Here is a 23,185-nt window from a genome sequence, read left to right as displayed (position 1 = left end):
TCGGGATTGCGCACGAAGCGTCAATCATCCTCGGCGATTGATCGAGCGAACCCCGGGTGAACCGGGGCGTACTCGATGCCGGCGAGGAGCCGAGCTGGCAATGAGCTAAGCGATAGGTGGAGCACGGGCTTGAAATGAACGCCAGACTTGTGTCGATGGCGGCTGGACCGGTGTTTCCAGCAGACGAGCACGGCGGATTGGTATCGGCTCGACAAGCACCGGGGGTAGTGACGGAAGCGCCGTCGCGACGAGCGCCACGCTGGCGCAGATCGGACAACAATCATTCGAGGCGGGATGATGGTCCTGATCGGCCGGATCCCCCAGCGCGTGCGCTATACCCGATATAAGTTGCGTTGCATCGGATGCGGGTGGTGGCGGCAGCCCCAAATCGTCGCGATGGATATGGCCAAACGAAAGGACCATCTGCACCGCCAGCGCAAACAGCGCCAATTGCGTACAAGATCGAAGTCTCGATCGGAGCCAATTCATTATTTCAAGCCGCCGTGCCCGAACCTTCCCGACCGATTCCCGTTCGACGAAGGCCACACATAGAACTGCAGACGAAGGTATCTAGTCTAGCCTGATTGCGTCGCTTGTTCGACAGCCAAATCAGCGTGGGGCTATCTTGGGCAGGTTAGCTCTAGTCCCTTTCTGAAGAAAGAGCATTTCTGACCTGTCCAAAATGACAGGCTTCCCATCGCCACCACCGATCAATGCCTGATTCCACAAGGCCTTCTGCGTGGCGTTGCTGTTTTCGGCGCTCGGCTGAGCATTCGGGCGCTCAGGTTGCGAACCGACGGGAGTGCCATACAGCGCAGTCAGGCTACTCATGCGGGACGCCAGGATGAGAGGCCGGCACACTAACGCCAAGTCACCCTGTCCCGCTGAATCAAGCTCTCGCCGGGTAGTCGCGATTCTAGCTTCCATCGGCAAGTCCGGTACGGTTGGCCCCGATGCGAAGACGAATGGCCTCGGGCTTTTGGGCTGACAGGCCCGTGACGTGCTCTGCCCAGCGTTCAAGCGCCTCGCGCATTTCGACCGCGTACCGGGCGCGGTTATATACACCGGCAACGCCAGCCCGGTGACCGCTGACGTGGTTTAGGATCGCCTCCACGATGTGTGGCAACACGCCAAGCCGGTCGGCCATCACCGTGGACGCCGATCTCCGAAGATCGTGAACTGTCCAATGGGGCAGGGCTTCGCCCAGGGCGTCCGCGATGCGCGCATCAAGCGCCGTTTTCGACTTTGACCAGCCGGAGAACCCACGATGAGGGTCACCGCTGCGTCGGGGTCCGTCACCAAAGAGAAAGTCTCGGCCGTTTCGGCGGGGCGGGAGTAGCGCCAAGGCGGCGGGAACCAACGGTAGCATGTGCTCGCGATGGTTCTTGGTCCGGGCGCCCGGCAGCGTCCAGAGCCCCGAACTGGTATCAAGCTCGGCCCATTGCATACTGCCTACTTCATCACGGCGTTGGGCTGTGAGCAGCAACAAACGCACAATGCGTCCGTAATCGTCATCGCCGCTGGCCCGCCAGATTGCCAATAGCTCCGTCTCCGTCAGGACCCGTTCGCGGCTTCCCGGCTGCACGGGTCGATTAGTGCCGAGAACCGGGTTCGCGGCAATGTCGAGGCCCTCGCGTATTGCCCAGTTGAACATTGAAGACAGCGCTGTACGGGCGCGGGCTGCTGAGACCGTTCCATGAGCGGAAGCGATGTCGGCGATACGAGACGAGATATGGCGACGGGTGATCTGGAAAACCGAGACCGGATGCAGCGGTTTCCAGCTGACCAACAAGTAGCGTTCTATTTCAGAATAGGTCCGTGGCTTCAGCCTTTGGTTGGCGTTCCGGAGATACTGATCCGCGATCACCCGGAGGGTGTCGGCCGCCTGCAAGCGCGCCTTGGCTTTCTCGTCCGCCGGGTCTTTGCCATCGGCAACCAGGCCCAAAAGCCGTTTGGCCTCCCTGCGTGCTAGCTCGGGTGTCCAGGGGGCGCCATGAGGCCCGATGGTGACGAAGCGCTGCCGACCGAAGACCCGGTACTTAAGGACGTAGGTCGCCTGCTCGCGTTGACGCCGAACGCCAAAGCCCCGCACCGCTTCGCGGTGGTCTGCGTCCCAAATAGTCTCGCCCGGCTTGAGCGCCTGCACTGCGCGGATCGTTACACTCGAAACAGCCATCGATCGCCTCTGTAGCTACCACATAGCTACCAACATAGCGCCAATTGCAGCGCAGGTAAGGCGGGGCACGACGAGCTTATTTATTGATAATATTGCCATTTTCGCAGCGACGGCGGAAATAGCGTAGCCCCGGCGGGACCCATGCTGTGTCTGTGGAACAGGAGGTCGGTGGTTCGAGCCCACCCAACTGTACCAGCGCCGGTATGATCTAATCAGACATCACAGGTTGGAAGTTGCGGTAACCGTGCTGGACTGCACCCCAGCGCGCCGGTATCCGCGACGCCGGTCAACGATAATTTTGTGCACTGTCACCGTAATTCGGAAGACGCGGTCGTCGCCGAGCGGACGGCTGACGCTAGCTGCGGCGAGGCGCCTGCGACACCCGACTACATCAATTGGTGCACGCACTGTCACCGCAATCGCAAGAAGTCGAGAAACGCAATCCGCACAATGTCAAATGACTATGGGTTGACGCTGCGCCGTGCAGCCTTGTGCTAATACAAGACCCGCAACAAGAGCTGATCGGTCGAGAGAGGGTAGTTGAGCATTTTCAACGCCTGAGTGGTGGAAGCCCAGCACCCACCCAATTGCACCGGTGTGCTCCCTAAGTGCTTCTGCTGCAGCAACCCGGCGTCCAGCAAACCGGCGGCAGTCCATGCAATTTAAGCAGTTTTGCTGAGGTGGTCGAATGTCCGACAGGCATGGAAGGCTTCAACACATGTCCAGCGATGATCAAATCGGCGCGACCCGGTTCGTGCTGAAGGCAAACGAGCTGGTTAGGCAGAGCCATGAGGTGGTTGTCGCCGGCTTGCAGTTCACGGTCTTGCCAGATGTCCCTTCGCCGCAGTTTTTCGCTGCGACCGAGTTTCTCAGCAATGCCATCCCATATCGCGTTGAGAACGCATTTCTCGAGATTGGGCCCGGCATGGGCGCCATATCTGTCATTGCGGCGCTTCGAGGGGCGAGAAAGGTCGTCGCGATTGACATCAATTCTGACGCCGTAGCCAACACGCACATCAACGCCACAAGGCATGGAGTTTCGGACATTGTTCGTTGTCTGGAAGGGGACGTCTTCGACCCGCTCTTATGCGGCGAAAAGTTCGATACGATCTTTTGGAATATTCCGTTCGTCTATGTCGAAGACGATTATCAATATCGTTCCGTGTTGGAGAAGGCCGCTTTTGATCCCGGGTATCGTCTTACCGAACGCTTCTTACGTCAGGTTACAAACTGGCTGGCTCCTGACGGACGAGTCTTTGTGGGATTTGGTGAATTCGGGGACGCTGAAAAGCTGCGTCTGCTTGCGCAGACCAATAAATTGTCAGTCAGCGAATACGCCTCGGTCAAAGCGATGCAAGGAGAATTTACGCTGCTTCAACTGACGCCGCAGTAGGAGGCGCAGCGCGGTCGTCGCCGAACGGTCGGCCGACGCTCGCTAGCTGCGGCAAGGCACCTGCGGACACCCGGCAAGATCAATGAGTGCCGTCACCGCAATCGCGGACTGTCACCGTAATCGAAGAAGCCTAGAGCCGGCTGAGCAACTCGGCCTTCTTCGCTTCGTATTCGCTATCCGTCAGGATGCACTTCTTGTGCAGTTCGGCGAGCTTCTCGATCAGCGAAACGATCTCGTCGTGCTGAGCGGGCGGCGGGCCGAATGGGTTCGGGGGCGAACTCGCCATTGAATTCGCCATGGGCGGTGGCGGTGGCGGTGGCGGCGCTGGCATCGGCGCCGGCGCGCTCTGCGCGGGCGGCACCCAGGGGTCGGGTTGGCTGGCATAGGGCTGCTGCGGGGCGGCGCCCGGATTCACTGGGTTGATCCGCGGCAGGTCGGCGACGCGCACCAGCCCGAACTGGCTGGTGAATGTAATCGACTGATCGCCACTCTGCTGCTGCGAGAAGCCGCCGATCTGGTGCTGGCCCGTATCATAAACCGACACCTGACCGTTGATGTCGACGGCCAGCCGCCGCGCCGCGGGAAAGTAGGCATAGCGCAGATTGTTTTGACCACCCGTCGAACCGGCCATGCCCAGATCGGCCGGCCACCAATTGCTCGATGCACTGGGCACGAAAAGGCTCGAGCCGGTGCCGCCGTAGCCGTTGCTTTGCTGCTGGTGGCTGCCTCCGGTCTGGCCCTGCCAGCCGCCGCCCTGGGATTGGCTCTGGCTTTGGGCGGGCACCTGGAACAGCGGTTGTCCCTGGATATGGCTCGCCAACTCCTGGCACAGCGAATCGACGCGGCCCTTCAGGTAGTTGTTGAACATGTCGCCGATCATGGTCATCCCGCCCATGGACCATTGGCCCATGCCGCCGAATTCGGGATGATTGAATTGGGCCTGGTTGCCGTATCCGGCCGAAACCGCCAGAAGCATGCACAGCACAGCATCACTCGAAAATCCGTGCCGCCGCGCCACATCGTCGACGACCCGCCGACCTTCGTCCGTCAACTGTTGCATGACCTACCCTTACCTGGACGCGCGTTCGTCGCCGAGCTGGAGACCAGCAGGGCGTATCACACCCTCGACACCTCCGATAGGAGCATCGGGTCAAACGCGGACGTCGCCGTTCGCGCAAAAAAACGACGTCGTCAATTCGACACCCAAGCACGCGGCCCGCATCCGTGTGTCGCGCTATCCCCTTGACCCTGGGCTGTTCGGATTGGCGCGCGCACCACGATGAACGAGGTCAGCGTCCATGCCTGATCCTGTGGGGATTGGTTCGCGCTTCCCGCAGGCGCCAGCCGACATTTTGCCTGCCGGCCGTGTTCGGCTGGACCATATTCGTCACTTGGAGTAACCTTTACGAACACAGCAACATGTCAGCGGAGGTCCTCCGTGGAACATCGCGGCGTCAGATTCTCGATCGTTGAAATGAGCTACCCTTCCGGCTGGAAGTGGACTGTCGGACAGGGGCGAACCGTGTCGGTCGGTGTCTGTGCGACCAGGCGCGATGCGATCCGCCAGGCTCAGACCTTTATCGACGCGATCATGGATTGGGCTGCTTAGGCCCGCTCATCGCCTCGTGGCGCATCTATTCCACCACCTTCGCCGCCGTCGCCAGCAGTGTTGCCGGCACCGTCAGCCCGAGTGCCTTGGCTGCTTTGAGGTTGATGGACAGATCGAATTTCGAGACCTGGTAGAACGGGATCTCGGCGGGGTTGGCGCCGCGCAGGATCGCGTCGATCTCGCCGGCCATATGCCTGGTCAATTCCTTCAGGTCGAAGGCGTAAGCCATCAGGCCGCCACCCTCGACGGCCTCGGTGAAGCACTGGATCGACGGGATGCGCGCCTCCGCGATGGCTTCATTGATCGCGACGCGGTTGGCGATTGCATCCGGACTATCCACCATCATGATCGCGTCCGATCCGTCGCGGGCGGCCTGCATGATGGCGTTGCGATAGGTCGTTGCGCTGCCGGGAAGATCGACCGGAAAATTGGCGACGGAAATCCCCGCCGCGCCCGTGGCGGCGCGCACAGGCTCGCCCACCGTGTTTTCCCATGCGCCTGCCGGGGAGACGCAACCCAGTTTCGACATCGCCGGAAACATTTCGCGCAGCAATGCGATGCGTTTGCCGTGAATGGACGGGCCGGGGTTGACGCTGACACCGGTAAAGTTGCCTCCGGGGTGGGCCATGCTCTGAGCGAGACCAATCGCGACGGGATCGTACGATATCGTGACGATCGGGATCGTCGTTGTCTTTGGTTTGAAAACAATGGCGGGTGGATCGAGGATGTTGATGACATCCGGATTGCTGCGGACGACCTCTTCGGCCAATGCGTCTCGGTCCTGGTGGTACTGCTCCTTTCCGTAGCGCTCGACGGTCAGGTTTTGTCCTTCAATGCGGCCGAGGCGCCGAAGCTCGCCAAAAAGCACACGGTAATAGCTATTGCTGTCCTCGCGCATGTTTGCCGTCGGCGTCGATATGTTGACGATGGCCAAGCGCGGGCTGCTAGCGGCAGGCGCTGCCGCGACACGCGCTGTCGCGGCCAACGACGCAGCCCCGATCATGAAATCTCGTCGCCTCATGCCCGCCCCCAAGCGTCAGCCCAAGACATATTCAACAAGACATATTCAACAAGACACAATCAAAAAGTCACACCAGAAAAGGCACATTATCGTTTCCGGGTTGGCAAAGAAAGGCCCCGAGCAGCGCTCGAAACTCAGGGAGAGCGTTGTACTCATTTCGCGAACTGAGTATAACTCCTCGGATCGGGCTACGAGGTACGGTCGCCGCCCGAATTGCGCTTGGAGAAGACAATCTCATCGCGCTTCAGAGATCATCTCGCGATCCAACGAACGCGATCAGAGGACCAAAATCATCCCGGTCCGCGGCCTTGAGGGCCGAGATGTAAGCGATACGCCGCTCGTTCATCCTTTGAAGATCATGTCCGCCGGCCCAATCGATCGGCTTTGCATGGTAGACGCGATCCAGGACCGCATCCGCCATGATGCGCGCGTGCCTGCCGTTACCATTGGGAAACGGATGAATTTTTGTGAGGCGGTGATGCAATCGAATTGCAGCCTCAGAGGACGGGTAGGTCTTGTTGTCAGCCTAATATTTGGCGTCATCCATGAGGGTGCGAAGTTCTACAGGGATGTGGACGGGATCGAGGCCGATGTTTTTTCCAGTCTTTCGAAACGTTCCTGCCCAGTCCCACACGGCGCCGAACAATCGCTTGTGCAGCGTGACGGCAAAGCCGTCGGTCAGAACGTATGACCGCTGTCGACCAAGCCAACGTAAGCCGGACTCGATGTTGGCCTGCTCCAGTTGATCGAGTTCGCCTTGCGTCGTGATGTGCTTGTGCTTCAGCCCACCAAGCTCGTTCGGGTCGAGCGGCGTCGCTCCCTCCGGATATTGGAGATCCCCGATCATCGATCGCTCCAGAAATTCGGAGGCATTTCCAGCGCGATCTCGCGGGTGAGACGTTCGACTTCCTGAGCAATTTTGTCGTCCGGCAGTTTTTGGTTTTCGAGGGCCATGTGCTGGCTGGCTGTGCCGACGATCGCCGTGGCCTTTTTTCGAGCCTGGGCCGCAATGATATCCTCGACATGCCCTGATGCGGGAATGATCGCATAGACGAAGCGACACCCCATCGCTTCAGCTGTGGTTTGCATCGATTTCAGGGTGACGCCGCCCGTGAGTTCGGCGCGTTCTGCCGTGGTGACGCGTGCGCGGGTGACGCCCAGTTTCTTTGCGACGTCGGCCCCCGACATGCCGAGCGCGGTGCGGGCCGTGCGCAGCCAGCCTTCCGGCGGCGCTTTCAGGCCGCCCAGCTTTGCGGCAGCGCTGTCGACGATGTTGCGATACTGCTGCTGAACGATGGTTTTCACGCTCATTTGTCGGCTCATCTATCGAGATGCGGGTCGAATTTGGATATGAATATATATCCATATATCGTTATCATGGATATCTATATATATTCAATATATTTTAATGTAGATATATTTAAGTATCTAATCCGAATATATGCCCCGAAAGCCGCTAGAGAAAGGTCCTTTTCGGGAGTTCCGGCATGAGGTCGCGAGCAGACACGAGCCCTACCTCATCCCCGCCACCAGCATCACCACCACCGGCAGCGTCGCCGCCGCCAGCAGCGTCCCCAGCGCCACCGCGCCCGACACCGGGTTCGCCAGCCGCTGATATTGAACCGCGAAGATGTACGCGTTCGCGCCCGTCGGCATCGCCGCGAACAGCACGACGACGCCGGTCACGATCGGCGGCAGGTTCAACAGTCTTGCCATCACAAAGCCGGCCGCCGGCATCGCCAAGAGCTTGAGCGCGCTCATCACGACGACGCTCAGCATCTCGCCCTTCACCTCGAAGCGGAACAGGTTGATGCCGAGCGCGATCAGCGCGGCCGGCGTTCCCGCCTGCGCGAGCAGCTCGATGGTGCGGTCGACGACGGGATGCAGGCCAAGGCCGGTGAAGCGCCAGACCACACCGAAACCGATCCCCAGCATCAGCGGATTGCGCGCGAGATCGGCGAGCACGGGGCGGATCACTGACAGCGCCGAGCCGGTCCGCTTGCGGCTGACGAGCTCCATTTGCAAAATGCCGCAGAGCCAGAGCAGCGGCGTGTTCACCGACAGGATCAGCGCCATCGGCCCCGCGGCCTCGTTGCCCAGCGCCGAGAGCGTCATCGGAATCCCGAGCATGACGATGTTGCCATAGACCGAGCCGATCGCGAACACGACGCCGTCCTCGCGGTCCTCGCGCCGTTCGCGCAGCAGCGCCGAGATCAGAAGCGCCGCCATCCAGGTGACGGCGAGCGCGCCGTAATAGGCGCCCCACATCCGCCACGGGCTGACATCGGGGAATTCCGAGACGACGATGGTGCGAAACAACAGCGCGGGGATCGCGATGCTGAAGGCGAATTCGGAGATGCCCTTGTGCGCGGTCTCGGAGACGAAGCGAAACAGCACGGAAGCATAGCCGGCCGCGATCAGCGCAAATACCGGCGCGACGATCAACACAGTGGCCATGCGCCCCTCAGCCCTCAAGGGGATCTTTAGCCGACCGCCCCACGCACCCTCGATTGTTGCATCATGCTCCTGTTTTGCCCGACGAGTCAAAGTGGCTTCGTAAAATCCGTAGGGGCGCGAAATCCGCAAGGCGCGCCTGGGCCTGGCTACTGTGCATGGGGTTGTTTTCGCGGTTTTTGTCCGGGCGGGGCAGGTGGCCAGACGTGCCCCCTGTTGCCGAGACCGCACAGGTCCCGGCTTTCGTAGTCCCGCTTGGTTGCCAATGAACGGCTGTTCACCCACTATTCCCTGTGACTCGACATTTGGGGGTATCGATGCCGGCGTATCGCTTTGGGAAGACCTTTGTTGCTGCCGTCGCCGGGCTTGCCCTGGCCATGCTGATCCAGCCGGGCACCGGCTTTGCCTACACGCCCGAGCAGCAGCAGGCCTGCACGCCGGATGCGATGCGGCTGTGCAGCGAGTTCGTTCCGAACGTCGATGCCATCACCACCTGCATGATCCAGAAGAAGACCCAGCTCTCGCCGCAATGCGCGGCGTTCTTCCGCCAGGGGCCGGAGCCGGGCGAGGCCCGCGCCGGCAAGCCGACCAACATCAAGCCGGCCGTTGCGAAGAAGACCACCAAGCCGAAGACGGCCAAGAAGAAAAAGCCCGAAGACACCTGAGCGCGTCGCTGGCGCGTTCCTGTTTCGAAACTCCATGCCTCGCGTCAAACTGACTCAGGCATCAGCCAGGAGACAGCCACTGGACTCCTTTTGTTCACTCGGGCGCGCGTCTGCTTGCAGCAATTGCGGACGCGCGCGACGGACATGAACGGCGCGAGGTGGCACCCGGCGAGGTTGCATTCCGGTTTTTCCCGCAGTCCTGCTCAAAAAACGCACGAATGCCCTTGGGACGGGCGCTTCATGGCGGTTTGTGTCTGCCGGCGCGACGCAGTGTGACTCAAAAGCCAACACGCCTTGTTATTTCGTGACTGAGAGTCAACTCCCGATAAATTTTTCTTTCACGAATCAGCGCGGTGATTCATTTTCGCCACCTGGGGTCAATCTGGAGGCCAGAGGTATGAACGTTATTGTTTTTGCATCGCGTAAAGGCGGCTCGGGCAAGTCAACCCTGGCCGCACATCTCGCCGCGCAGATCAAGGCGACAAAGCCTATTCTGCTCGTCGATGCCGATCCGCAAGGGTCGCTCACGCTGTGGCACAAGCTGCGTGGCACCAACGAACCGCCGATCAAGGCTGCGGTGAACTCGGTCAGCGGCATCGTCTCCGCTGCCAAGCGCGACGGATATGAATGGGTGTTGATCGACACGCCGCCGAATCTCTCGGCCGTGGTCGACGACGCGATCAAGAACGCGACGATGGTGGTCATCCCGGCACGACCTGGCGTGTTCGACGTCAACGCGGTGCAGGAAACCATCCAGATGTGCCGCGCCGCACGCAAGCCCTATGCGGTCGTGCTCAACGGCGCACCGGCGCGTCGCGACGAATCCGAAAGCCCGATCGTCACCATCGCCCGCGAGGCGCTGGCGAAGTTTCGTGCTCCGGTGTGGGGCGGTCAGATCACCAATCGTTCGGATTTGTTGATGGCACTCAGCCACGGCGAAGGCGCGCGTGAGTATCAGGCCGAGAGCCGTGCGGCTCAGGAAATTGCAAGGCTGTGGGCGGCGATCGAGCGTTCAGTGAAAGCCATTCGTGGCACGGCGTCGGCATCCGGCGCAATGCACAAGCAGGCGGCTTAATTTCATCAATCATTTCCCCGGACGACGAACGCGCGGTCTCCGCGCGTTTTGCGTTTTGGGGCGAGCGCGCTACGCCACCATCAGCATGTAGAACACGATCACCGGCGACAGCGTCAGGATCACCGACCAGATGCCGACGGCCCAGAGAATGTCCCCGGTGGAAAAGCCCTGCTGTCCGGCGTCGTCAAAGCTCTGCTGCCCGGCGCCGTAATGCGACGCCGCATCATTCTGATTATTCAAATTCGCCCCCGCGATTTCTTCGCTTATGGGGATGAACGATACGCAAGATGTTTTAAGATTCCGGGTCGCCGCTCCGCTCGCATTTGGAGCGCATTTGTGACCTCGGCTTAACCATCCCGTCAGGGCGCGAGCCAGACGCGAAACAGCAGCACCGGCATCAGCCCGAGCATCACGGCCCAGAAGCCGAACGACGACACCACCAGAATTCCCTTCAAGAGATCAGCGGGCGCGAAGATTTCCGCCGCCGTCGGGCGGTTGCGTTGCCCCATGGTCATTCCCCCTTTTTGAAGTCGTTGGAGCAGAACGATAGGCGCGATTGCGTAAACGAGGCGTGGATGCGCCATGCGGCAGCTGCGAAGGCCGTTGGTGCGCGGTTAACCACGGGCACGCTGTCTCGCTCCCTCGCCCCGTTCTGACGGGGAGAGGGAGTGGAAGCGCTACGCCGCGACCTTCACCCGCCGCTCGATCTCGCGATCGATCGTCGCAGCGAGCTCGCTGCTCACTTCCACCATCGGCAGGCGCACTTCCGGGCTATCGATCAGGCCGCTCCGCCACAGCCAGTATTTTGCGGGCGCCGGGCTCGGTTCGGCGAACAGCAGCCGCGTCAGCTCGGCGACCTCCTGCCAGCGCGCCTGCGCCGCATCATGGTTGCCGCGCTTCAGCTCGGCGTGGACGGCTGCGAATGTCGCGGTCTCGATGTGGGCGGAGAGCAGGATGCCGCCATCGGCGCCGTCAGAGAGCGCTTCGTAGTAATTCGCGTCCTCGCCGGTGAGCACGCGAAAGCCCTGCGGCCGGTCGCGCAGCAGCGCGATCGATTGCTCGCGGCTCGCACCGCAATCCTTCAGGCCCACCACGTTCGGATGCTCCGCCAAGCGCAGCATGGTCTGGTTGGTGATGTTGACCGCGCAGCGATAGGGAATGTTGTAGAGCGCGAGCGGCCAGGCGGCGTGATCGGCCAGCGCCTCGAAATGCGCCAAAAGGCCGCGCTGCGACGGCCGCACGTAATAGGGGCTTGCGATCAGATAACCGTCGATCGGCCAGTCCGCAGTTTCATCAAGGCGGTGCTTCAGCCGCGACGTGTCCGCGCCGGAGAGGCCGAGGCAGATCGGAATGGTGCGGCGGCCCGCCGCCATCTCGTCGCGCACGATGGCGACGAGACGTTCGAGCTCGGCGTCGCGCAGCGTCATGCCTTCACCGGAGGTCGCCCCCAGGATGAAGCCGTCGATCGCCTGTGTGCAGTAGTGCCGCGTCAGCCGCCGCAGCGACGTCTCGTCGAGCCGTCCGTCGCGAAACGGCGTCACCAGCGGCAGCCACAGCCCATGCATGTGAGTTCGTAGGTCGGTCATGTCTGGTCTCCTTCTCGGCCAAAACCTGAGACGGAGGGCGCATGAAAAAACCCCGTCCAGGCGGCGGGGTTTTCGGGATTAGCTCGCGATGACGAAGTCAGCCTAGCGCGCGCAACATTCCGAGGTCCCCGGATGGGGGCCTTTTTTCGAAACGGGTGCGCACGACTTCGTGATCATTGGCGAATGATGCGGGGCAAGCCCAAAACTGTCAATACACGCGGAGGGCGAATGCCGGATGGGACGAAAAAAAGCCGGGCTCAAGCGAGCCCGGCTTAAGGTATTGGCCACGTGAGGCCGACACAATCACCTTCCAAGAGGGATTACTGAACTCCCGCGCCACTGGAGGAGGGGGACAAATGCGCAACGCGAAGGCTCAGCGTGCAAACATTATGAGCTTGCCGAGCGCCATGCAGCAACCGTCCAAGCCGCATGTCAGTCATGCGGAAATCAGGACGGCCAGCGCTGCGCTTTGCTCACCACGAAGTCGCGGAACACCTGCACGCGTGCGACCGTCTTCAACTCTTCCGGATAGACGAAATACGTATCCAGTTGAATCGAATCCGATTCGCCGAACAGTTGCACGAGGCGGCTCTGTTCCTCGATCAGGTAATCCGGCAACGCGGCGATGCCGAGGCCCTGCTGACAGGCGCGCACCAGGCCGAGGATGTTGTTGACCTTGAAATAGGCTTCGCGCGGACCCGAGCCGTTGCGGCCGGCTTCGATCAGCCAGTTGCGATTCTGAAGATGCGGCGCGAAGTTGCCGTCGGAGAGCGTGATGATGCGGTGGGAGTCGAGTTCCTCCAGCGTCCGCGGCGTGCCGAAGCGCTTGATGTAATCCGGCGAGCAATAAGCGTGGAAGCCCATTGCGAAAAGCTTGCGCTGGATGAGATCCGGCTGCGTCGGCTTGCGGGTGCGGATCGCGACGTCGGCCTCGCGCATCGACAGATCGAGCTCCTCGTCGGTGACGATCAGCGAGATCCGGATCTCCGGATAGAGCGCCGTGAATTCGCCGAGCCGCGGGATCAGCCAGTTGATGCCGACGCCGGGCGTGGTGGTGATCTTGAGATCGCCGCTCGGCCGTTCGCGACTATCGGTCAGTTTCGCGCGCGCCGCCTGGAGTTGCATGAACACGTCATGCGCGGTGCGGAACAAAAGGTCGCCCTGCTCGGTGAGGATCAGGCCGCGGGCGTGGCGATGGAACAGCGAGACCGAGAGCTCCTGCTCCAGCGCCGAGACCTGGCGTGACACTGCCGATTGCGACAGGCCGAGCTGCTCTCCCGCATGCGTGAAGCTGCCCGCTTCCGCCGCCGCGTGAAACACCTTCAGCTTGTCCCAGTCCATATCCGTAAATCCGTCGCGTGTTCGAGGCATGATCGTTATTCCGCTGCCGCGCGCTCGCTGGCGCGCAGGGCCAAGAATCGTTCAGCCTCGAGCGCTGCCATGCAGCCGAGGCCGGCGGCCGTCACGGCCTGGCGATAGGTTTCGTCGGCGACGTCGCCGGCGGCGAACAGGCCGGGCACCGAGGTCGCGGTCGAGTTCGGGGCGACCTCGACATAGCCGGATGGTTTCAGCTTGATCTGGTCTTTCACGAGCTCGGTCGCCGGCGCGTGGCCGATGGCGATGAAGATGCCGTCGGTCTTCAAATCCGTGAGTGCGCCGGTCCTGACGTTCTTCAGGCGCACATGGGTGACCTTGTTCGGGTTCTCGGTTCCGCAGATCTCGTCAACGGCGGAGTCCCAGATCACCTTGATCTTCGGGTGCTTGAACAGGCGCTCCTGGAGGATGCGCTCGGCACGGAAGTGGTCGCGACGATGCACGATCGTCACCTGCGAGGCATGGTTGGTCAGGTACAGGGCTTCCTCGACTGCGGTATTGCCGCCGCCGACCACCACGACCTCCTTGTTGCGGTAGAAGAAGCCGTCGCAGGTGGCGCAGGCCGACACGCCGCCGCCCTGAAATTTCGCCTCAGAGGGCAGCCCGAGCCAGCGCGCCTGCGCGCCGGTGGCCAGAATCACGGTTTCGGCGAGATAGACGTCGCCGGAGTCGCAGGTGAGGCGGAACGGCCGCTGGGATGTCTCCAGCTTGGTGACCAGGTCGGAGACGATTTTGGTGCCGACATGGACCGCCTGCTTCTCCATCTGTTCCATCAACCAGGGGCCCTGGATCACGTCAGCGAAGCCCGGATAGTTCTCGACGTCGGTGGTGATGGTGAGCTGGCCGCCCGCCTGGATGCCCTGGATCAGGATCGGCTCGAGCATCGCGCGCGCGGCATAGATCGCCGCGGTGTAGCCGGCGGGGCCGGAGCCAATGATGACGACCTTTGCATGAACAGGAGCGGACATTTCGATGGACGCCTTTCACGGGGGATTTGCAGCGCGGGCGCGGAAGGAGCCAGGAGGCCTCGCGGAGGCGCTGAAATATCAGAGCTAATCTAAGCCTTCTGGTGAGCTATGCAAGAATTGCATTCCATGTCGGCGGATTTTTCCAACAGGGAACAAAAGTCCATTGCGCTGCACGCGCAATAAAATTGCTCATTTGGCGCAGACTGGGTTATGAGGATTGCGACAGACCCACCCGATACCGCCGCAAGGCGAGGAGTTCCAATCACGTGTCGCGGAACCTAGACGAGATCGACCTGAAAATTCTGGGTGAGATCCAGGCCGACGGTCGAATCACCAATGTCGAGCTGGCCAAGCGGGTCGGCATTTCGCCCCCGCCCTGCCTGCGCCGCGTCCGCGCGCTGGAGGAGGAGGGGTACATTCACGGCTATCGCGGACTGCTGGACGCGCGAAAACTGGGTTTCGACGTCACGGTCTTTGCCGCCGTGCACCTCTCCAGCCAGGCGGAAGCGGATTTGCGCGCCTTCGAGCAGTTCGTCCGCGCCGAGCCGCTGGTGCGGGAATGCTGGATGCTGTCGGGAGAGGTCGATTTCATCCTCAAATGCGTCGCCCCCGACATGGCGACCTTTCAGGATTTCGTCACCCACCTGACCGCCGCGCCCCATGTGCGCAACGTACGCACGTCACTGGTGCTGCATAATTCGAAATACGAGGCGGCCGTGCCGCTGGATGTGAAGGGACGGAGGTAGCTCGCTTAATCATCGCCGCATCGCATCCACACTGACCGGCCCGCCGCCGGTGACGGCGAGATAAAGGCAGGCGAAGCATAGGACGATCGCCAGCGCACCGTCGTTGATGACGGGAAAGAAGCTGTGCGGCAGGTGTTCGATGAAATAGGCAAAGGCCATCTCACCGGCGAGGATGAACGCGGCCAGACGCGTGAAGAGCCCAAGCATCAACAGGCCGCCGAGCACGAGCTCGATCATGCCCGCCACACCCCAGAGCGACAGCGGCGTGACGCTTTCGAACATCTCGACCGGTGGAAATTTGAACAGCTTGGCCACGCCGTAGTGAAACAGCAGAAGTCCGGTGACGAAGCGGAACAGACTGAGCACATAAGGCTGGCTCTGCGCGGCGATACGATCGATGTCCATCGCATCCTCCCTTGATGTAGGGTGCAGAGCATGACGGAGGACGTCGTCGTTCACAATCGCCGTCGTTCGCAATCGCGCAATGGCCCGAAACAAAAAAGCCGCGCTTGCTGCGCGGCTTTTCCATGCGCCGCGGCACCGATTACCGCCACTCCACCTTGGTGATCTCATACGCCTTGGCACCGCCAGGTGCGTTGACCTCGACGGTCGAGCCCTTCTTCTTGCCGATCAGCGCCCGCGCCAGCGGCGAGGTGATGGAGATGCGGCCCTTCTTGGCGTCGGCTTCGACTTCGCCGACGATCTGCCACACCGTCTTCTTCTCTGTATCCTCGTCGACCAGCGTCACGGTGGCGCCGAACTTGATGGTGTCGCCGGAGAGCTTGGAAATGTCGATGATATCGGCGCGCGCGAGCTTGTCCTCGAGCTCGGCGATGCGGCCCTCATTGTGCGACTGCTCTTCCTTCGCGGCATGATATTCCGCGTTTTCCGACAGGTCGCCGTGTGAGCGGGCCTCCGCAATGTGCTCGATGATACGCGGACGGTCCTCGGACTGGCGCTTCTTCAATTCTTCCCCGAGCGCGGCAAAGCCGCTCGCGGTCATCGGAACCTTTTCCATCGCTTCTCTCGTTCTCCAGTCGTGCGCCCCAAAACAAGCGGCGCCGCAACCTTGATTCGTCAGTATGCCCGGCGCTGAACCCGCGGCCGCCGGAGCGTTATGTGGGTCTGGCGCCGGAACAGAACAACCATATGGCCGGACGGTTCCTCCGGCCATTGTGGCTTCATCGCCAATCACTTAGCGGCAGCAGAGCTGCCGCTAGCGATCAGGTTTCCGAAAAGTAGCTCTGCAGGGTCCGAACCTCAAGGTCCCCGCCCAGATAGGCGCGGATGCCCTGCGCGGCCGCCACGGCCCCGGAAAGAGTGGTGTAATACGGCACTTTATGCAAGAGGGCCGCGCGCCGCAGCGAGCGGCTGTCGGCGAGCGCCTGCGGACCTTCGGTGGTGTTGAAGACGAGCTGGACGTCGCCATTGGTGATGGCGTCGACGATGTGCGGCCGTCCCTCCAGCACCTTGTTCACCTTCTCCGCCGGAATGCCCTCGTCGCTCAGGAAGCGCGCCGTGCCCGACGTCGCCAGCACCTTGAAGCCGAGCGAATGCAATTCGCGTACGGCTTCGGCGATGCGAATCTTGTCGCTCTCGCGCACCGAGACAAACACCGTGCCCTTGCGCGGCACCCGCGTGCCGCCGCCGAGCTGGCTCTTGGCAAAAGCCACTGCAAAGGAGCGGTCGATGCCCATGACCTCGCCGGTCGAGCGCATCTCGGGCCCGAGCACGGTATCGACGCCGGGAAAGCGCGCGAACGGAAACACCGATTCCTTGACGCCGACATGCTTGAAGTCGGCCTTCTTCAATTTGAAGTCGGCGAGCCTCTCGCCGGCCATGATGCGCGCGGCGATTTTTGCGACCGGCGTGCCGACCACCTTGGCGACGAACGGCACCGTGCGCGAAGCGCGCGGATTGACTTCGAGCACGTAGATTTCGCCGTCCTTGATCGCGTATTGCACGTTCATCAGGCCGACGACGTCGAGGCCGATGGCGAGCTCGCGCGTCTGCCGCTCCAGCTCTTCGATCATCTTTGTATCGAGCGAGTGCGGCGGCAGCGAGCAGGCGCTATCGCCGGAATGGATGCCGGCTTCCTCGATGTGCTCCATGATGCCGACGATGAAAGTGTCCTTGCCGTCGCAGAGGCAGTCGACGTCGATCTCGGTGGCGTCGGAGAGATAGCGATCGAACAGCAGCGGGTTCTTGCCGAGCACAGTGTTGATCTGCCCGGTCTTGTCGTTCGGGTAGCGCGCCTTGACGTCGGCGGGCACCAGCTCCGGCAGCGTGCCGAGCAAATAGTCGTTGAGCTGGTTCTCCTCGCGGATGATCTGCATCGCGCGGCCGCCGAGCACATAGGACGGACGCACCACCAGCGGCAGGCCCAGATCGGCGGAGACGAGGCGGGCCTGCTCGACCGAATAGGCGATGCCGTTCTTCGGCTGCTTCAGCCGCAGCTTGTCGAGCACGCGCTTGAAGCGGTCGCGGTCCTCCGCAAGGTCGATCGCGTCGGGCGAGGTGCCGAGGATCGGCACTTCGGCGGCTTCCAGCGCACGCGCGAGCTTCAGCGGGGTCTGGCCGCCGAACTGCACGATCACGCCATGCAGCGAGCCGTTCGTGCGCTCCTTCGCGATGATCTCCAGCACGTCCTCGGCGGTGAGCGGCTCGAAATAGAGCCGGTCGGCGGTGTCGTAGTCGGTCGACACCGTTTCCGGGTTGCAGTTGACCATGATGGATTCGTAGCCGGCGTCATGCAGCGCGAAGCAGGCGTGACAGCAGCAATAGTCGAACTCGATGCCCTGGCCGATGCGGTTCGGTCCGCCGCCGAGGATGATGACCTTCTTCTTGTCCGACGGCGTGCTCTCGTCGGCAAGCGAGCCTGCAAACGGCGATTCATAGGTTGAGTACATGTAGGCGGTCGGCGAGGCGAATTCGGCCGCGCAAGTGTCGATGCGCTTGTAGACCGGGCGAACGCCGAGCGCGTGGCGCTTGGCGGTGACCTCGGCATCGTTGGTCTGTGCCAGCACCGCGAGCCGCGCGTCCGAGAAACCCATGGCTTTCAGGGTGCGCATGCCGAAGGCGTTGGAGGGGAGACCGCTCTTCTTGATCTTCTCTTCCATGTCGACGATGCCGCGCATCTCGCCGAGGAACCACGGATCGATCTTGCAGGAGTTGAAGATCTCCTCGTTCGACCAGCCGAGCCGCATCGCCTGGGCGACCTGGAGCAGCCGGTTCGGCGTCGGCGTGCCGAGCGCAGCGCGGATCGCGTTCTTGTCGTCGTCGCGGCCGAGACCTTCGATCTCGATCTCGTCGAGGCCGGTGAGTCCGGTCTCGAGCCCGCGCAGTGCCTTCTGAAGGCTCTCCTGGAAGGTGCGGCCGATCGCCATCACTTCGCCGACCGACTTCATCGACGTCGTCAGCGTGGTGGAAGCACCCGGAAATTTCTCGAACGCGAAACGCGGCACCTTGGTGACGACGTAGTCGATGGTCGGCTCGAACGAGGCCGGCGTCGCACCGCCGGTGATGTCGTTGGCGATCTCGTCGAGCGTGTAGCCGACCGCGAGCTTGGCCGCGACCTTGGCGATCGGGAAGCCGGTGGCTTTCGACGCCAGCGCGGAGGAGCGCGACACGCGCGGATTCATCTCGATGACGACCATGCGGCCGTCTTCGGGATTGACGCCGAACTGCACGTTGGAGCCGCCGGTCTCGACGCCGATCTCGCGCAGCACCGCCAGCGAGGCGTCGCGCATGATCTGGTATTCCTTGTCGGTCAGCGTCAGCGCCGGCGCCACCGTGATGGAATCGCCGGTGTGCACGCCCATCGGATCGAGGTTCTCGATCGAGCAGACGATGATGCAATTGTCCTTCTTGTCGCGCACCACCTCCATCTCGAACTCTTTCCAGCCGAGCACGGATTCTTCGATCAGCACTTCGTTGGTCGGAGACGCGTCGAGACCGCGCTCGATGATGTCGAGGAACTCTTCCTTGTTGTAGGCGATGCCTCCGCCGGTGCCGCCCATGGTGAAGGAGGGACGGATGATCGCGGGCAGGCCGATCTCGGACAGCGCCATCAGCGCCTGACCGAGTGCATATTCCTGGTAGCGCTTGCGGCGGTCGCCTTCGCCGAGCGTCCACTGCCGGTCTAGCTCATCGAGCGCTGCACCGGACGCCTTCGCGCGTTCGGCCTGGTGCTTGTCGCGGAAGGACTTCTTCAGCTCGGATGCATTGGCGAGCCGCGACTTCGGCGTCTCGAGCCCGATCTTGGTCATGGCCTCGCGGAACAGCTGGCGGTCTTCCGCCTTGTCGATCGCATCCGCGGTGGCGCCGATCATCTCGACGGCGAATTTTTCCAGCGTACCCTGGCGGCGCAGCGACAGCGCGCAGTTCAGCGCGGTCTGGCCGCCCATGGTCGGTAGCAGCGCGAAGCCGCCGGGAATGACGTGACGTTCCTTCTCGATGATTTTTGCGACGATCTCGGGTGTGATCGGCTCGATATAGGTTGCATCCGCCAATTCCGGATCGGTCATGATGGTGGCTGGATTGGAATTGACGAGGACGATGCGATAGCCCTCTTCCTTCAGCGTCTTCACCGCCTGGGTGCCCGAATAGTCGAACTCGCAGGCCTGGCCGATCACGATGGGACCGGCGCCGATGATCAGGATGGTGGTGATGTCTGTACGTTTGGGCATCAACTCTCGCCGAAGTCGAAGTGGAATCTGGGCACAAAAAAAGGGCGCGCTTGCCGCGCGTCCCCTTAAGCCGAGAGCGCGGGGGTCTCCCTCGCGCGCGGGTGGGTCTTAGACCAGTTTTCGGGGCGGCGAAACCCCGAAAAACGCCCATCAACCAGCAATTTTGACGGGTTTCGGCCGCGCCTGCCAGCCACGGGCGAGATGCACCAGAAGCGAGGCCGCAACGCTCGATCCGCCGATCCAGCCGAGATCATCTGGCGAGAGGGTCGCGAGCACCGCACCGCCCAGCGCGCCGCCAATGGCGAAGCCCAAATACATCGCGGAAGCATTGAGCGAGAGTGCGATCATCGAGGCCTGCGGCTCGATCCGGATGATGCTGGCGACCTGGGCCGGATAGAACGCCCAGCCCGAGATGCCCCAGAGGAAGATCGTCCCCAGCACCGCGTAATGCGCCTGCCCGGGCAAGAGCTTCAGGACCAGCGAATGCAGGATCAGCGCGCTCGCCATGCCGGCAAGCCCGAGCGCTGCGGTGGCGAGCATGCCGAGGCGGTCGGCAAGGATCCCGCCGAGCATGTTCCCGATCGCAGCCGCACCGCCGAACACAAGAAGCGCCAGGCTGATTTGCGAGGCATCGAAGCCGAGACCGTGCAACGGAACGGCGAAATAAGTGAAAACGGTGAAGCCGCCGAGCGCCCAGAGCACCGTGATGACAAGCGCGGTCAAGACATTGCTGTGACGCGCCACGGCCAGCCTGTCGCCGAGCGAGGCGGTGTTGCGCGGCAGGCCACGGGGCAGGCCGAGCAGGAGGCCGGCCAGCGCCACCGCGCTGATGACGGCGACCATGGCAAAAGTCGCGCGCCAGCCGAACAGGCTGCCGACGAGATTGCCGAGGGGAACGCCGATGACGGTCGCGATCGTGAGGCCCGAGGTGACCAGCGCCACCGCGCGGCCGCGCCGTTCCGGCGTGGCGACGGCGACCGAGACGGCCAGCGCCGTCGGCATGCAAAGTCCGGAGCCCAGCGCCATGAGCATGCGGGAGGCCAGCAGCAGGGTGTAGTTGGATGCCACCATCGCAGCGAGGTTTCCGGCGATGAAGGTCGAGAGCGCCAGCGCCAGCACGGTGCGGCGGTCGACATTGTTCAGCGCCACCGCCAGGATGGGCGAGCCCACGGCATAGGTGAGGGCGTAGGCGGTCACCAATTGGCCGGCGGCCGAGACCGAAATCGACAGGTCAGAGGCGATCGCCGGCAAAAGCCCTGCAATCACAAAGCCTTCTGTGCCGATCGCGAAGGCCGCCAGGGCCAGCCAGAACACGCTCATTGGAAATATCCCTATGTTCAACGTTTGTTGAACTATCGGACGCGACGCTTTCGGTGTCAATTGGTTCAAGAACTATTGAACATTGCGGTTGCTTCGCTATGATTCAGGGATCATGAGCCGCACGCCCCTTCATCCCACCCGCGAGCAGATCGAGCTGCCGATGGTTCTGGATTGCCTGAGCGATCCGATCCGCCTGGCGATCGTGTACCAGCTCGCCCAGCAGGAACGTGTCAGCAGCGAGCTCTGCTGCGGCGACTTCAATGGCCTCAGTGGCAAGTCGAACCTCGCTTACCACTTCGCCAAGCTGCGCGAATGCGGCCTGATGCTGACGCGTGTGGCCGGCACCAACCGGTTCATGCGGCTGCGCCGCGAGGATCTGGAGGCGCGCTTTCCCGGCCTGCTCGACGCCGTGCTCAACTCCGCCGCCAAGGACGCGGACAGGCTTCAGCTTGTCGCCGAGTGCGAAGTGGTCGAGGCGGGGTGATTGTTGGCTGATCGCTGCGCCACGCCCGACCTCGCCCTGCGGGCTTCGTCGAGGCAGCCTTCGCTACGAAATGGCTTGCCTAGCCGAAGCAGGCGAAGCCAGCGAAGGCTGGAGACCCGGCCTGGATTTGAACCAGGATAAAGAGCAATGCACTGCTCTCGCGTGGACGCTTCCGCCACCGGGCCGCAGCGATCATTGCCGATCGAGGTGCGACAAGCCACCTCAGCCAATTGTTAAGCTTAACGGGCGAGCGGTGGCCGTGCGATGAAGGTCATGCGCCACCGATTGTGGCCGATATTGACGTTGGCACGTTGCGCGGCGAAGCCGGCTGCCTTCAGCTTGGCCGTGATCTCGTCCTCGCTATAGCGCTGCAGCCCGATGCGCGAGCGAAGATGACGGTAGTCTGACAGCGCGGTGCTGATCAGGCCGATCAGTGCGTCCTTCAGGAAGCCGTGACGCAGGCCGAAGGAGAGCAGCGCCGTCACATCCCGGCCCATTCCGACATGCGGCTGGAGGATGTCGCCGAGCACCAGCTTGCCCGACGGTTTCAGGATGCGCCGGATGTTGAGCAGCGCGGCGTCAAGCTCCTCCGCGGTCATGTACTGCACAACCGAGTTCATCACCACGAGATCGATCGATTGGTCCTGCATCTTGCGGACGTCGTCGAGCGAGCGGACGCGGATTTTTGTGTTGGGCGCAAACCGTGCGATCAGTCGGCCACGCACACCCGGCGCCGGCTCGGCCAGGATCAGCTTGCCGCAGGCAGCGGCCACCTGGCTCGCCGACAGCGCCTCGCCGCAGGCATAGTCCAGCACGGTCGCCTCGGGCGAGGTGATGTAGCCGATGATGTCCCGCGCGATGATCTGGAAGTGCAAATCCCGATGCAGCTTGCTGACATAGATCGTGTGCGTCGAGTCGTAATAGTCGATCCAATCGTCCATGGTATCCCGCCCAGCGGTTCCTATCGAGGAACCGCGTTGCCCGCCTTGCGTTAGGGGTGCGACGGCGCGCCGTCAATGTCCGCGTCCTAACAGGAAGGTTTCCCGTGAGCAAAGCCCCCAGCAAGGTCTCGCCCGACCTCGACACCCCCACCGATCTGTCGCCCCCGGCGGCCAAAAAGGTCTCGGAGGCGCTCAACGTGCTTCTGGCCGATGCGTTCGCACTTTATCTGAAGACCAAGAATTTTCACTGGCACATCAGCGGTCGGCATTTTCGCGACTATCATCTGCTCCTCGACGAGCAGTCGGACCAGATCTTTGCCACTACCGACCAGCTCGCCGAGCGCGTCCGCAAGATCGGCGGCGCCACGCTGAAGTCGATCGGCCAGGTCGCCAAGCTCCAGACCATCAAGGACAATGACGACGACTATGTCCCGCCGCGCGAGATGCTGCGCGAGCTGATGCAGGACAACAAGCACGTCGCATCTGCGATGCGCAAAGCGCACGAGGTCTGCGACGACGCCGGCGACGTCGCCAGCGCCAGCATCCTCGAAGTTTTCATTGACGAGACCGAGCGGCGAACCTGGTTCCTGTTCGAGGCCACCCGCCAGGAAGGTGCGAACGAGGCGTAGGGCGATTGGCGCAAATGCCTCCGCAATGTCGTCCCGGCGAAGGCCGGGACGCATAC

25 protein-coding genes and 1 tRNA gene are annotated in these 23,185 nt (G+C 62.2%); 7 read left to right on the top strand and 19 right to left on the bottom strand.

Going from position 1 to position 23,185, the window contains the following annotated elements:
* Positions 1-105: 105 nt before the first annotated feature.
* Both IC761_RS36220 and IC761_RS29690 read right to left on the bottom strand, forming a co-directional pair.
* A complete protein-coding gene (locus IC761_RS36220) occupies positions 106-423 on the bottom strand; it encodes a DUF2946 family protein (RefSeq protein ID WP_368367115.1) in 318 nt (105 codons plus the stop codon).
* Between the two features lie 493 nt (positions 424-916).
* Positions 917-2,176 carry a tyrosine-type recombinase/integrase gene (locus IC761_RS29690; RefSeq protein WP_195800211.1) on the bottom strand — a complete coding sequence of 420 codons (1,260 nt, stop codon included), beginning with the start codon at positions 2,174-2,176 and terminating at the stop codon, positions 917-919.
* A gap of 718 nt (positions 2,177-2,894) precedes the next feature.
* On the opposite strand from IC761_RS29690, the gene IC761_RS29685 reads away from it, so the two are divergent.
* A complete protein-coding gene (locus IC761_RS29685; protein WP_195800210.1) occupies positions 2,895-3,569 on the top strand; it encodes a methyltransferase in 675 nt (224 codons plus the stop codon).
* A gap of 130 nt (positions 3,570-3,699) precedes the next feature.
* On the opposite strand, the gene IC761_RS29680 is transcribed toward IC761_RS29685, so the two are convergent.
* Positions 3,700-4,629: an SHOCT domain-containing protein gene (locus IC761_RS29680; RefSeq protein ID WP_195800209.1), complete on the bottom strand. Its 930-nt coding sequence runs from the start codon at positions 4,627-4,629 to the stop codon at positions 3,700-3,702.
* Positions 4,630-5,043: 414 nt separating this feature from the next.
* Here IC761_RS29680 and IC761_RS36115 point away from each other — a divergent pair, with 414 nt between their 5' ends.
* Positions 5,044-5,178, top strand: a complete 135-nt coding sequence (locus IC761_RS36115; RefSeq protein WP_283814459.1) for a hypothetical protein — start codon at positions 5,044-5,046, stop codon at positions 5,176-5,178.
* A gap of 25 nt (positions 5,179-5,203) precedes the next feature.
* On the opposite strand, the gene IC761_RS29675 is transcribed toward IC761_RS36115, so the two are convergent.
* The 5 genes from IC761_RS29675 to IC761_RS29660 all read right to left on the bottom strand — a co-directional run bounded on the left by IC761_RS29675 (position 5,204) and on the right by IC761_RS29660 (position 8,656).
* A complete protein-coding gene (locus IC761_RS29675; RefSeq protein ID WP_195800208.1) occupies positions 5,204-6,112 on the bottom strand; it encodes an ABC transporter substrate-binding protein in 909 nt (302 codons plus the stop codon).
* 331 nt (positions 6,113-6,443) lie between these two features.
* A complete protein-coding gene (locus IC761_RS35995; RefSeq protein ID WP_246791355.1) occupies positions 6,444-6,683 on the bottom strand; it encodes a Fic family protein in 240 nt (79 codons plus the stop codon).
* 42 nt (positions 6,684-6,725) lie between these two features.
* Entirely contained in the window at positions 6,726-7,046 is a 321-nt protein-coding gene (locus IC761_RS35990) for a mobile mystery protein B (protein ID WP_246791354.1), read from the bottom strand.
* The gene (locus tag IC761_RS29665; protein WP_195800207.1) at positions 7,043-7,510 is read right to left on the bottom strand and encodes a mobile mystery protein A; all 468 of its coding nucleotides are present in this window, start codon (positions 7,508-7,510) and stop codon (positions 7,043-7,045) included. Before IC761_RS29665 ends, IC761_RS35990 begins: the two co-directional genes overlap by 4 nt.
* A gap of 201 nt (positions 7,511-7,711) precedes the next feature.
* A complete protein-coding gene (locus IC761_RS29660; protein WP_195800206.1) occupies positions 7,712-8,656 on the bottom strand; it encodes an AEC family transporter in 945 nt (314 codons plus the stop codon).
* 314 nt (positions 8,657-8,970) lie between these two features.
* Between IC761_RS29660 and IC761_RS29655 the strand changes: the two genes are divergently transcribed.
* Together IC761_RS29655 and IC761_RS29650 are read left to right on the top strand one after the other, a co-directional pair.
* Complete coding sequence (locus IC761_RS29655) at positions 8,971-9,318, top strand: hypothetical protein (protein ID WP_195800205.1); 348 nt, start codon at positions 8,971-8,973, stop codon at positions 9,316-9,318.
* Positions 9,319-9,715: 397 nt separating this feature from the next.
* Complete coding sequence (locus IC761_RS29650) at positions 9,716-10,393, top strand: AAA family ATPase (RefSeq protein WP_027551806.1); 678 nt, start codon at positions 9,716-9,718, stop codon at positions 10,391-10,393.
* A gap of 69 nt (positions 10,394-10,462) precedes the next feature.
* Here the strand turns inward: IC761_RS29650 and IC761_RS29645 are convergent, their stop codons facing one another.
* From IC761_RS29645 to trxB, 5 genes are all read right to left on the bottom strand, one after another.
* Complete coding sequence (locus tag IC761_RS29645; protein WP_195804803.1) at positions 10,463-10,666, bottom strand: hypothetical protein; 204 nt, start codon at positions 10,664-10,666, stop codon at positions 10,463-10,465.
* Positions 10,667-10,752: 86 nt separating this feature from the next.
* Positions 10,753-10,902: a hypothetical protein gene (locus IC761_RS29640; protein WP_210338489.1), complete on the bottom strand. Its 150-nt coding sequence runs from the start codon at positions 10,900-10,902 to the stop codon at positions 10,753-10,755.
* 168 nt (positions 10,903-11,070) lie between these two features.
* Positions 11,071-11,979 (bottom strand): 4-hydroxy-tetrahydrodipicolinate synthase family protein, encoded by a 909-nt coding sequence (locus IC761_RS29635; protein ID WP_195800204.1) that lies wholly within the window; start codon positions 11,977-11,979, stop codon positions 11,071-11,073.
* 447 nt (positions 11,980-12,426) lie between these two features.
* The gene (locus tag IC761_RS29630; RefSeq protein ID WP_187436649.1) at positions 12,427-13,350 is read right to left on the bottom strand and encodes a LysR family transcriptional regulator; all 924 of its coding nucleotides are present in this window, start codon (positions 13,348-13,350) and stop codon (positions 12,427-12,429) included.
* A 5-nt stretch (positions 13,351-13,355) separates the two neighbouring features.
* Positions 13,356-14,321 (bottom strand): thioredoxin-disulfide reductase, encoded by a 966-nt coding sequence (trxB, locus tag IC761_RS29625; protein WP_195800203.1) that lies wholly within the window; start codon positions 14,319-14,321, stop codon positions 13,356-13,358.
* Positions 14,322-14,587: 266 nt separating this feature from the next.
* On the opposite strand from trxB, the gene IC761_RS29620 reads away from it, so the two are divergent.
* Positions 14,588-15,067 carry an Lrp/AsnC family transcriptional regulator gene (locus tag IC761_RS29620; RefSeq protein WP_195800202.1) on the top strand — a complete coding sequence of 160 codons (480 nt, stop codon included), beginning with the start codon at positions 14,588-14,590 and terminating at the stop codon, positions 15,065-15,067.
* Between the two features lie 9 nt (positions 15,068-15,076).
* On the opposite strand, the gene IC761_RS29615 is transcribed toward IC761_RS29620, so the two are convergent.
* From IC761_RS29615 to IC761_RS29600, 4 genes are all read right to left on the bottom strand, one after another.
* Positions 15,077-15,472 carry a DoxX family protein gene (locus tag IC761_RS29615; protein ID WP_438265060.1) on the bottom strand — a complete coding sequence of 132 codons (396 nt, stop codon included), beginning with the start codon at positions 15,470-15,472 and terminating at the stop codon, positions 15,077-15,079.
* Between the two features lie 139 nt (positions 15,473-15,611).
* Positions 15,612-16,085, bottom strand: a complete 474-nt coding sequence (gene greA, locus IC761_RS29610; RefSeq protein WP_018318257.1) for a transcription elongation factor GreA — start codon at positions 16,083-16,085, stop codon at positions 15,612-15,614.
* Between the two features lie 205 nt (positions 16,086-16,290).
* A complete protein-coding gene (gene carB / locus IC761_RS29605) occupies positions 16,291-19,755 on the bottom strand; it encodes a carbamoyl-phosphate synthase large subunit (protein ID WP_195800201.1) in 3,465 nt (1,154 codons plus the stop codon).
* A 150-nt stretch (positions 19,756-19,905) separates the two neighbouring features.
* Positions 19,906-21,075 carry an MFS transporter gene (locus tag IC761_RS29600; protein WP_195800200.1) on the bottom strand — a complete coding sequence of 390 codons (1,170 nt, stop codon included), beginning with the start codon at positions 21,073-21,075 and terminating at the stop codon, positions 19,906-19,908.
* A gap of 112 nt (positions 21,076-21,187) precedes the next feature.
* Here IC761_RS29600 and IC761_RS29595 point away from each other — a divergent pair, with 112 nt between their 5' ends.
* The gene (locus IC761_RS29595) at positions 21,188-21,559 is read left to right on the top strand and encodes an ArsR/SmtB family transcription factor (protein ID WP_195800199.1); all 372 of its coding nucleotides are present in this window, start codon (positions 21,188-21,190) and stop codon (positions 21,557-21,559) included.
* A 109-nt stretch (positions 21,560-21,668) separates the two neighbouring features.
* Here IC761_RS29595 and IC761_RS29590 read toward each other — a convergent pair.
* Both IC761_RS29590 and IC761_RS29585 read right to left on the bottom strand, forming a co-directional pair.
* Positions 21,669-21,744, bottom strand: a tRNA-Ala gene (locus tag IC761_RS29590).
* 54 nt (positions 21,745-21,798) lie between these two features.
* Positions 21,799-22,500, bottom strand: a complete 702-nt coding sequence (locus tag IC761_RS29585; RefSeq protein WP_195800198.1) for a class I SAM-dependent methyltransferase — start codon at positions 22,498-22,500, stop codon at positions 21,799-21,801.
* 104 nt (positions 22,501-22,604) lie between these two features.
* Here IC761_RS29585 and IC761_RS29580 point away from each other — a divergent pair, with 104 nt between their 5' ends.
* On the top strand, positions 22,605-23,129 hold the full coding sequence (locus tag IC761_RS29580; protein WP_195800197.1) for a Dps family protein: 525 nt from the start codon (positions 22,605-22,607) through the stop codon (positions 23,127-23,129).
* Positions 23,130-23,185: the final 56 nt, after the last annotated feature.

Source organism: Bradyrhizobium commune (assembly GCF_015624505.1).
Classification (GTDB): Bacteria; Pseudomonadota; Alphaproteobacteria; order Rhizobiales; family Xanthobacteraceae; genus Bradyrhizobium; species Bradyrhizobium commune.
Note: the sequence above shows the minus strand (reverse complement) of the source record. Positions and strands in the feature narration are given on the sequence as shown.

Excerpts from the sequence above, each read along its gene's own strand:
- IC761_RS36220 (WP_368367115.1), bottom strand. The coding sequence starts at position 423 with ATGGTCCTTTCGTTTGGCCATATCCATCGCGACGATTTGGGGCTGCCG.
- IC761_RS29690 (WP_195800211.1), bottom strand. The coding sequence starts at position 2,176 with ATGGCTGTTTCGAGTGTAACGATCCGCGCAGTGCAGGCGCTCAAGCCG.
- IC761_RS29685 (WP_195800210.1), top strand. The coding sequence starts at position 2,895 with ATGTCCAGCGATGATCAAATCGGCGCGACCCGGTTCGTGCTGAAGGCA.
- IC761_RS29680 (WP_195800209.1), bottom strand. The coding sequence starts at position 4,629 with ATGCAACAGTTGACGGACGAAGGTCGGCGGGTCGTCGACGATGTGGCG.
- IC761_RS36115 (WP_283814459.1), top strand. The coding sequence starts at position 5,044 with ATGAGCTACCCTTCCGGCTGGAAGTGGACTGTCGGACAGGGGCGAACC.
- IC761_RS35990 (WP_246791354.1), bottom strand. The coding sequence starts at position 7,046 with ATGATCGGGGATCTCCAATATCCGGAGGGAGCGACGCCGCTCGACCCG.
- IC761_RS29665 (WP_195800207.1), bottom strand. The coding sequence starts at position 7,510 with ATGAGCGTGAAAACCATCGTTCAGCAGCAGTATCGCAACATCGTCGAC.
- IC761_RS29660 (WP_195800206.1), bottom strand. The coding sequence starts at position 8,656 with ATGGCCACTGTGTTGATCGTCGCGCCGGTATTTGCGCTGATCGCGGCC.
- IC761_RS29655 (WP_195800205.1), top strand. The coding sequence starts at position 8,971 with ATGCCGGCGTATCGCTTTGGGAAGACCTTTGTTGCTGCCGTCGCCGGG.
- IC761_RS29650 (WP_027551806.1), top strand. The coding sequence starts at position 9,716 with ATGAACGTTATTGTTTTTGCATCGCGTAAAGGCGGCTCGGGCAAGTCA.
- IC761_RS29640 (WP_210338489.1), bottom strand. The coding sequence starts at position 10,902 with ATGGGGCAACGCAACCGCCCGACGGCGGCGGAAATCTTCGCGCCCGCT.
- IC761_RS29635 (WP_195800204.1), bottom strand. The coding sequence starts at position 11,979 with ATGACCGACCTACGAACTCACATGCATGGGCTGTGGCTGCCGCTGGTG.
- IC761_RS29630 (WP_187436649.1), bottom strand. The coding sequence starts at position 13,350 with ATGCCTCGAACACGCGACGGATTTACGGATATGGACTGGGACAAGCTG.
- trxB (WP_195800203.1), bottom strand. The coding sequence starts at position 14,321 with ATGTCCGCTCCTGTTCATGCAAAGGTCGTCATCATTGGCTCCGGCCCC.
- IC761_RS29615 (WP_438265060.1), bottom strand. The coding sequence starts at position 15,472 with ATGGACATCGATCGTATCGCCGCGCAGAGCCAGCCTTATGTGCTCAGT.
- greA (WP_018318257.1), bottom strand. The coding sequence starts at position 16,085 with ATGGAAAAGGTTCCGATGACCGCGAGCGGCTTTGCCGCGCTCGGGGAA.
- carB (WP_195800201.1), bottom strand. The coding sequence starts at position 19,755 with ATGCCCAAACGTACAGACATCACCACCATCCTGATCATCGGCGCCGGT.
- IC761_RS29600 (WP_195800200.1), bottom strand. The coding sequence starts at position 21,075 with ATGAGCGTGTTCTGGCTGGCCCTGGCGGCCTTCGCGATCGGCACAGAA.
- IC761_RS29595 (WP_195800199.1), top strand. The coding sequence starts at position 21,188 with ATGAGCCGCACGCCCCTTCATCCCACCCGCGAGCAGATCGAGCTGCCG.
- IC761_RS29585 (WP_195800198.1), bottom strand. The coding sequence starts at position 22,500 with ATGGACGATTGGATCGACTATTACGACTCGACGCACACGATCTATGTC.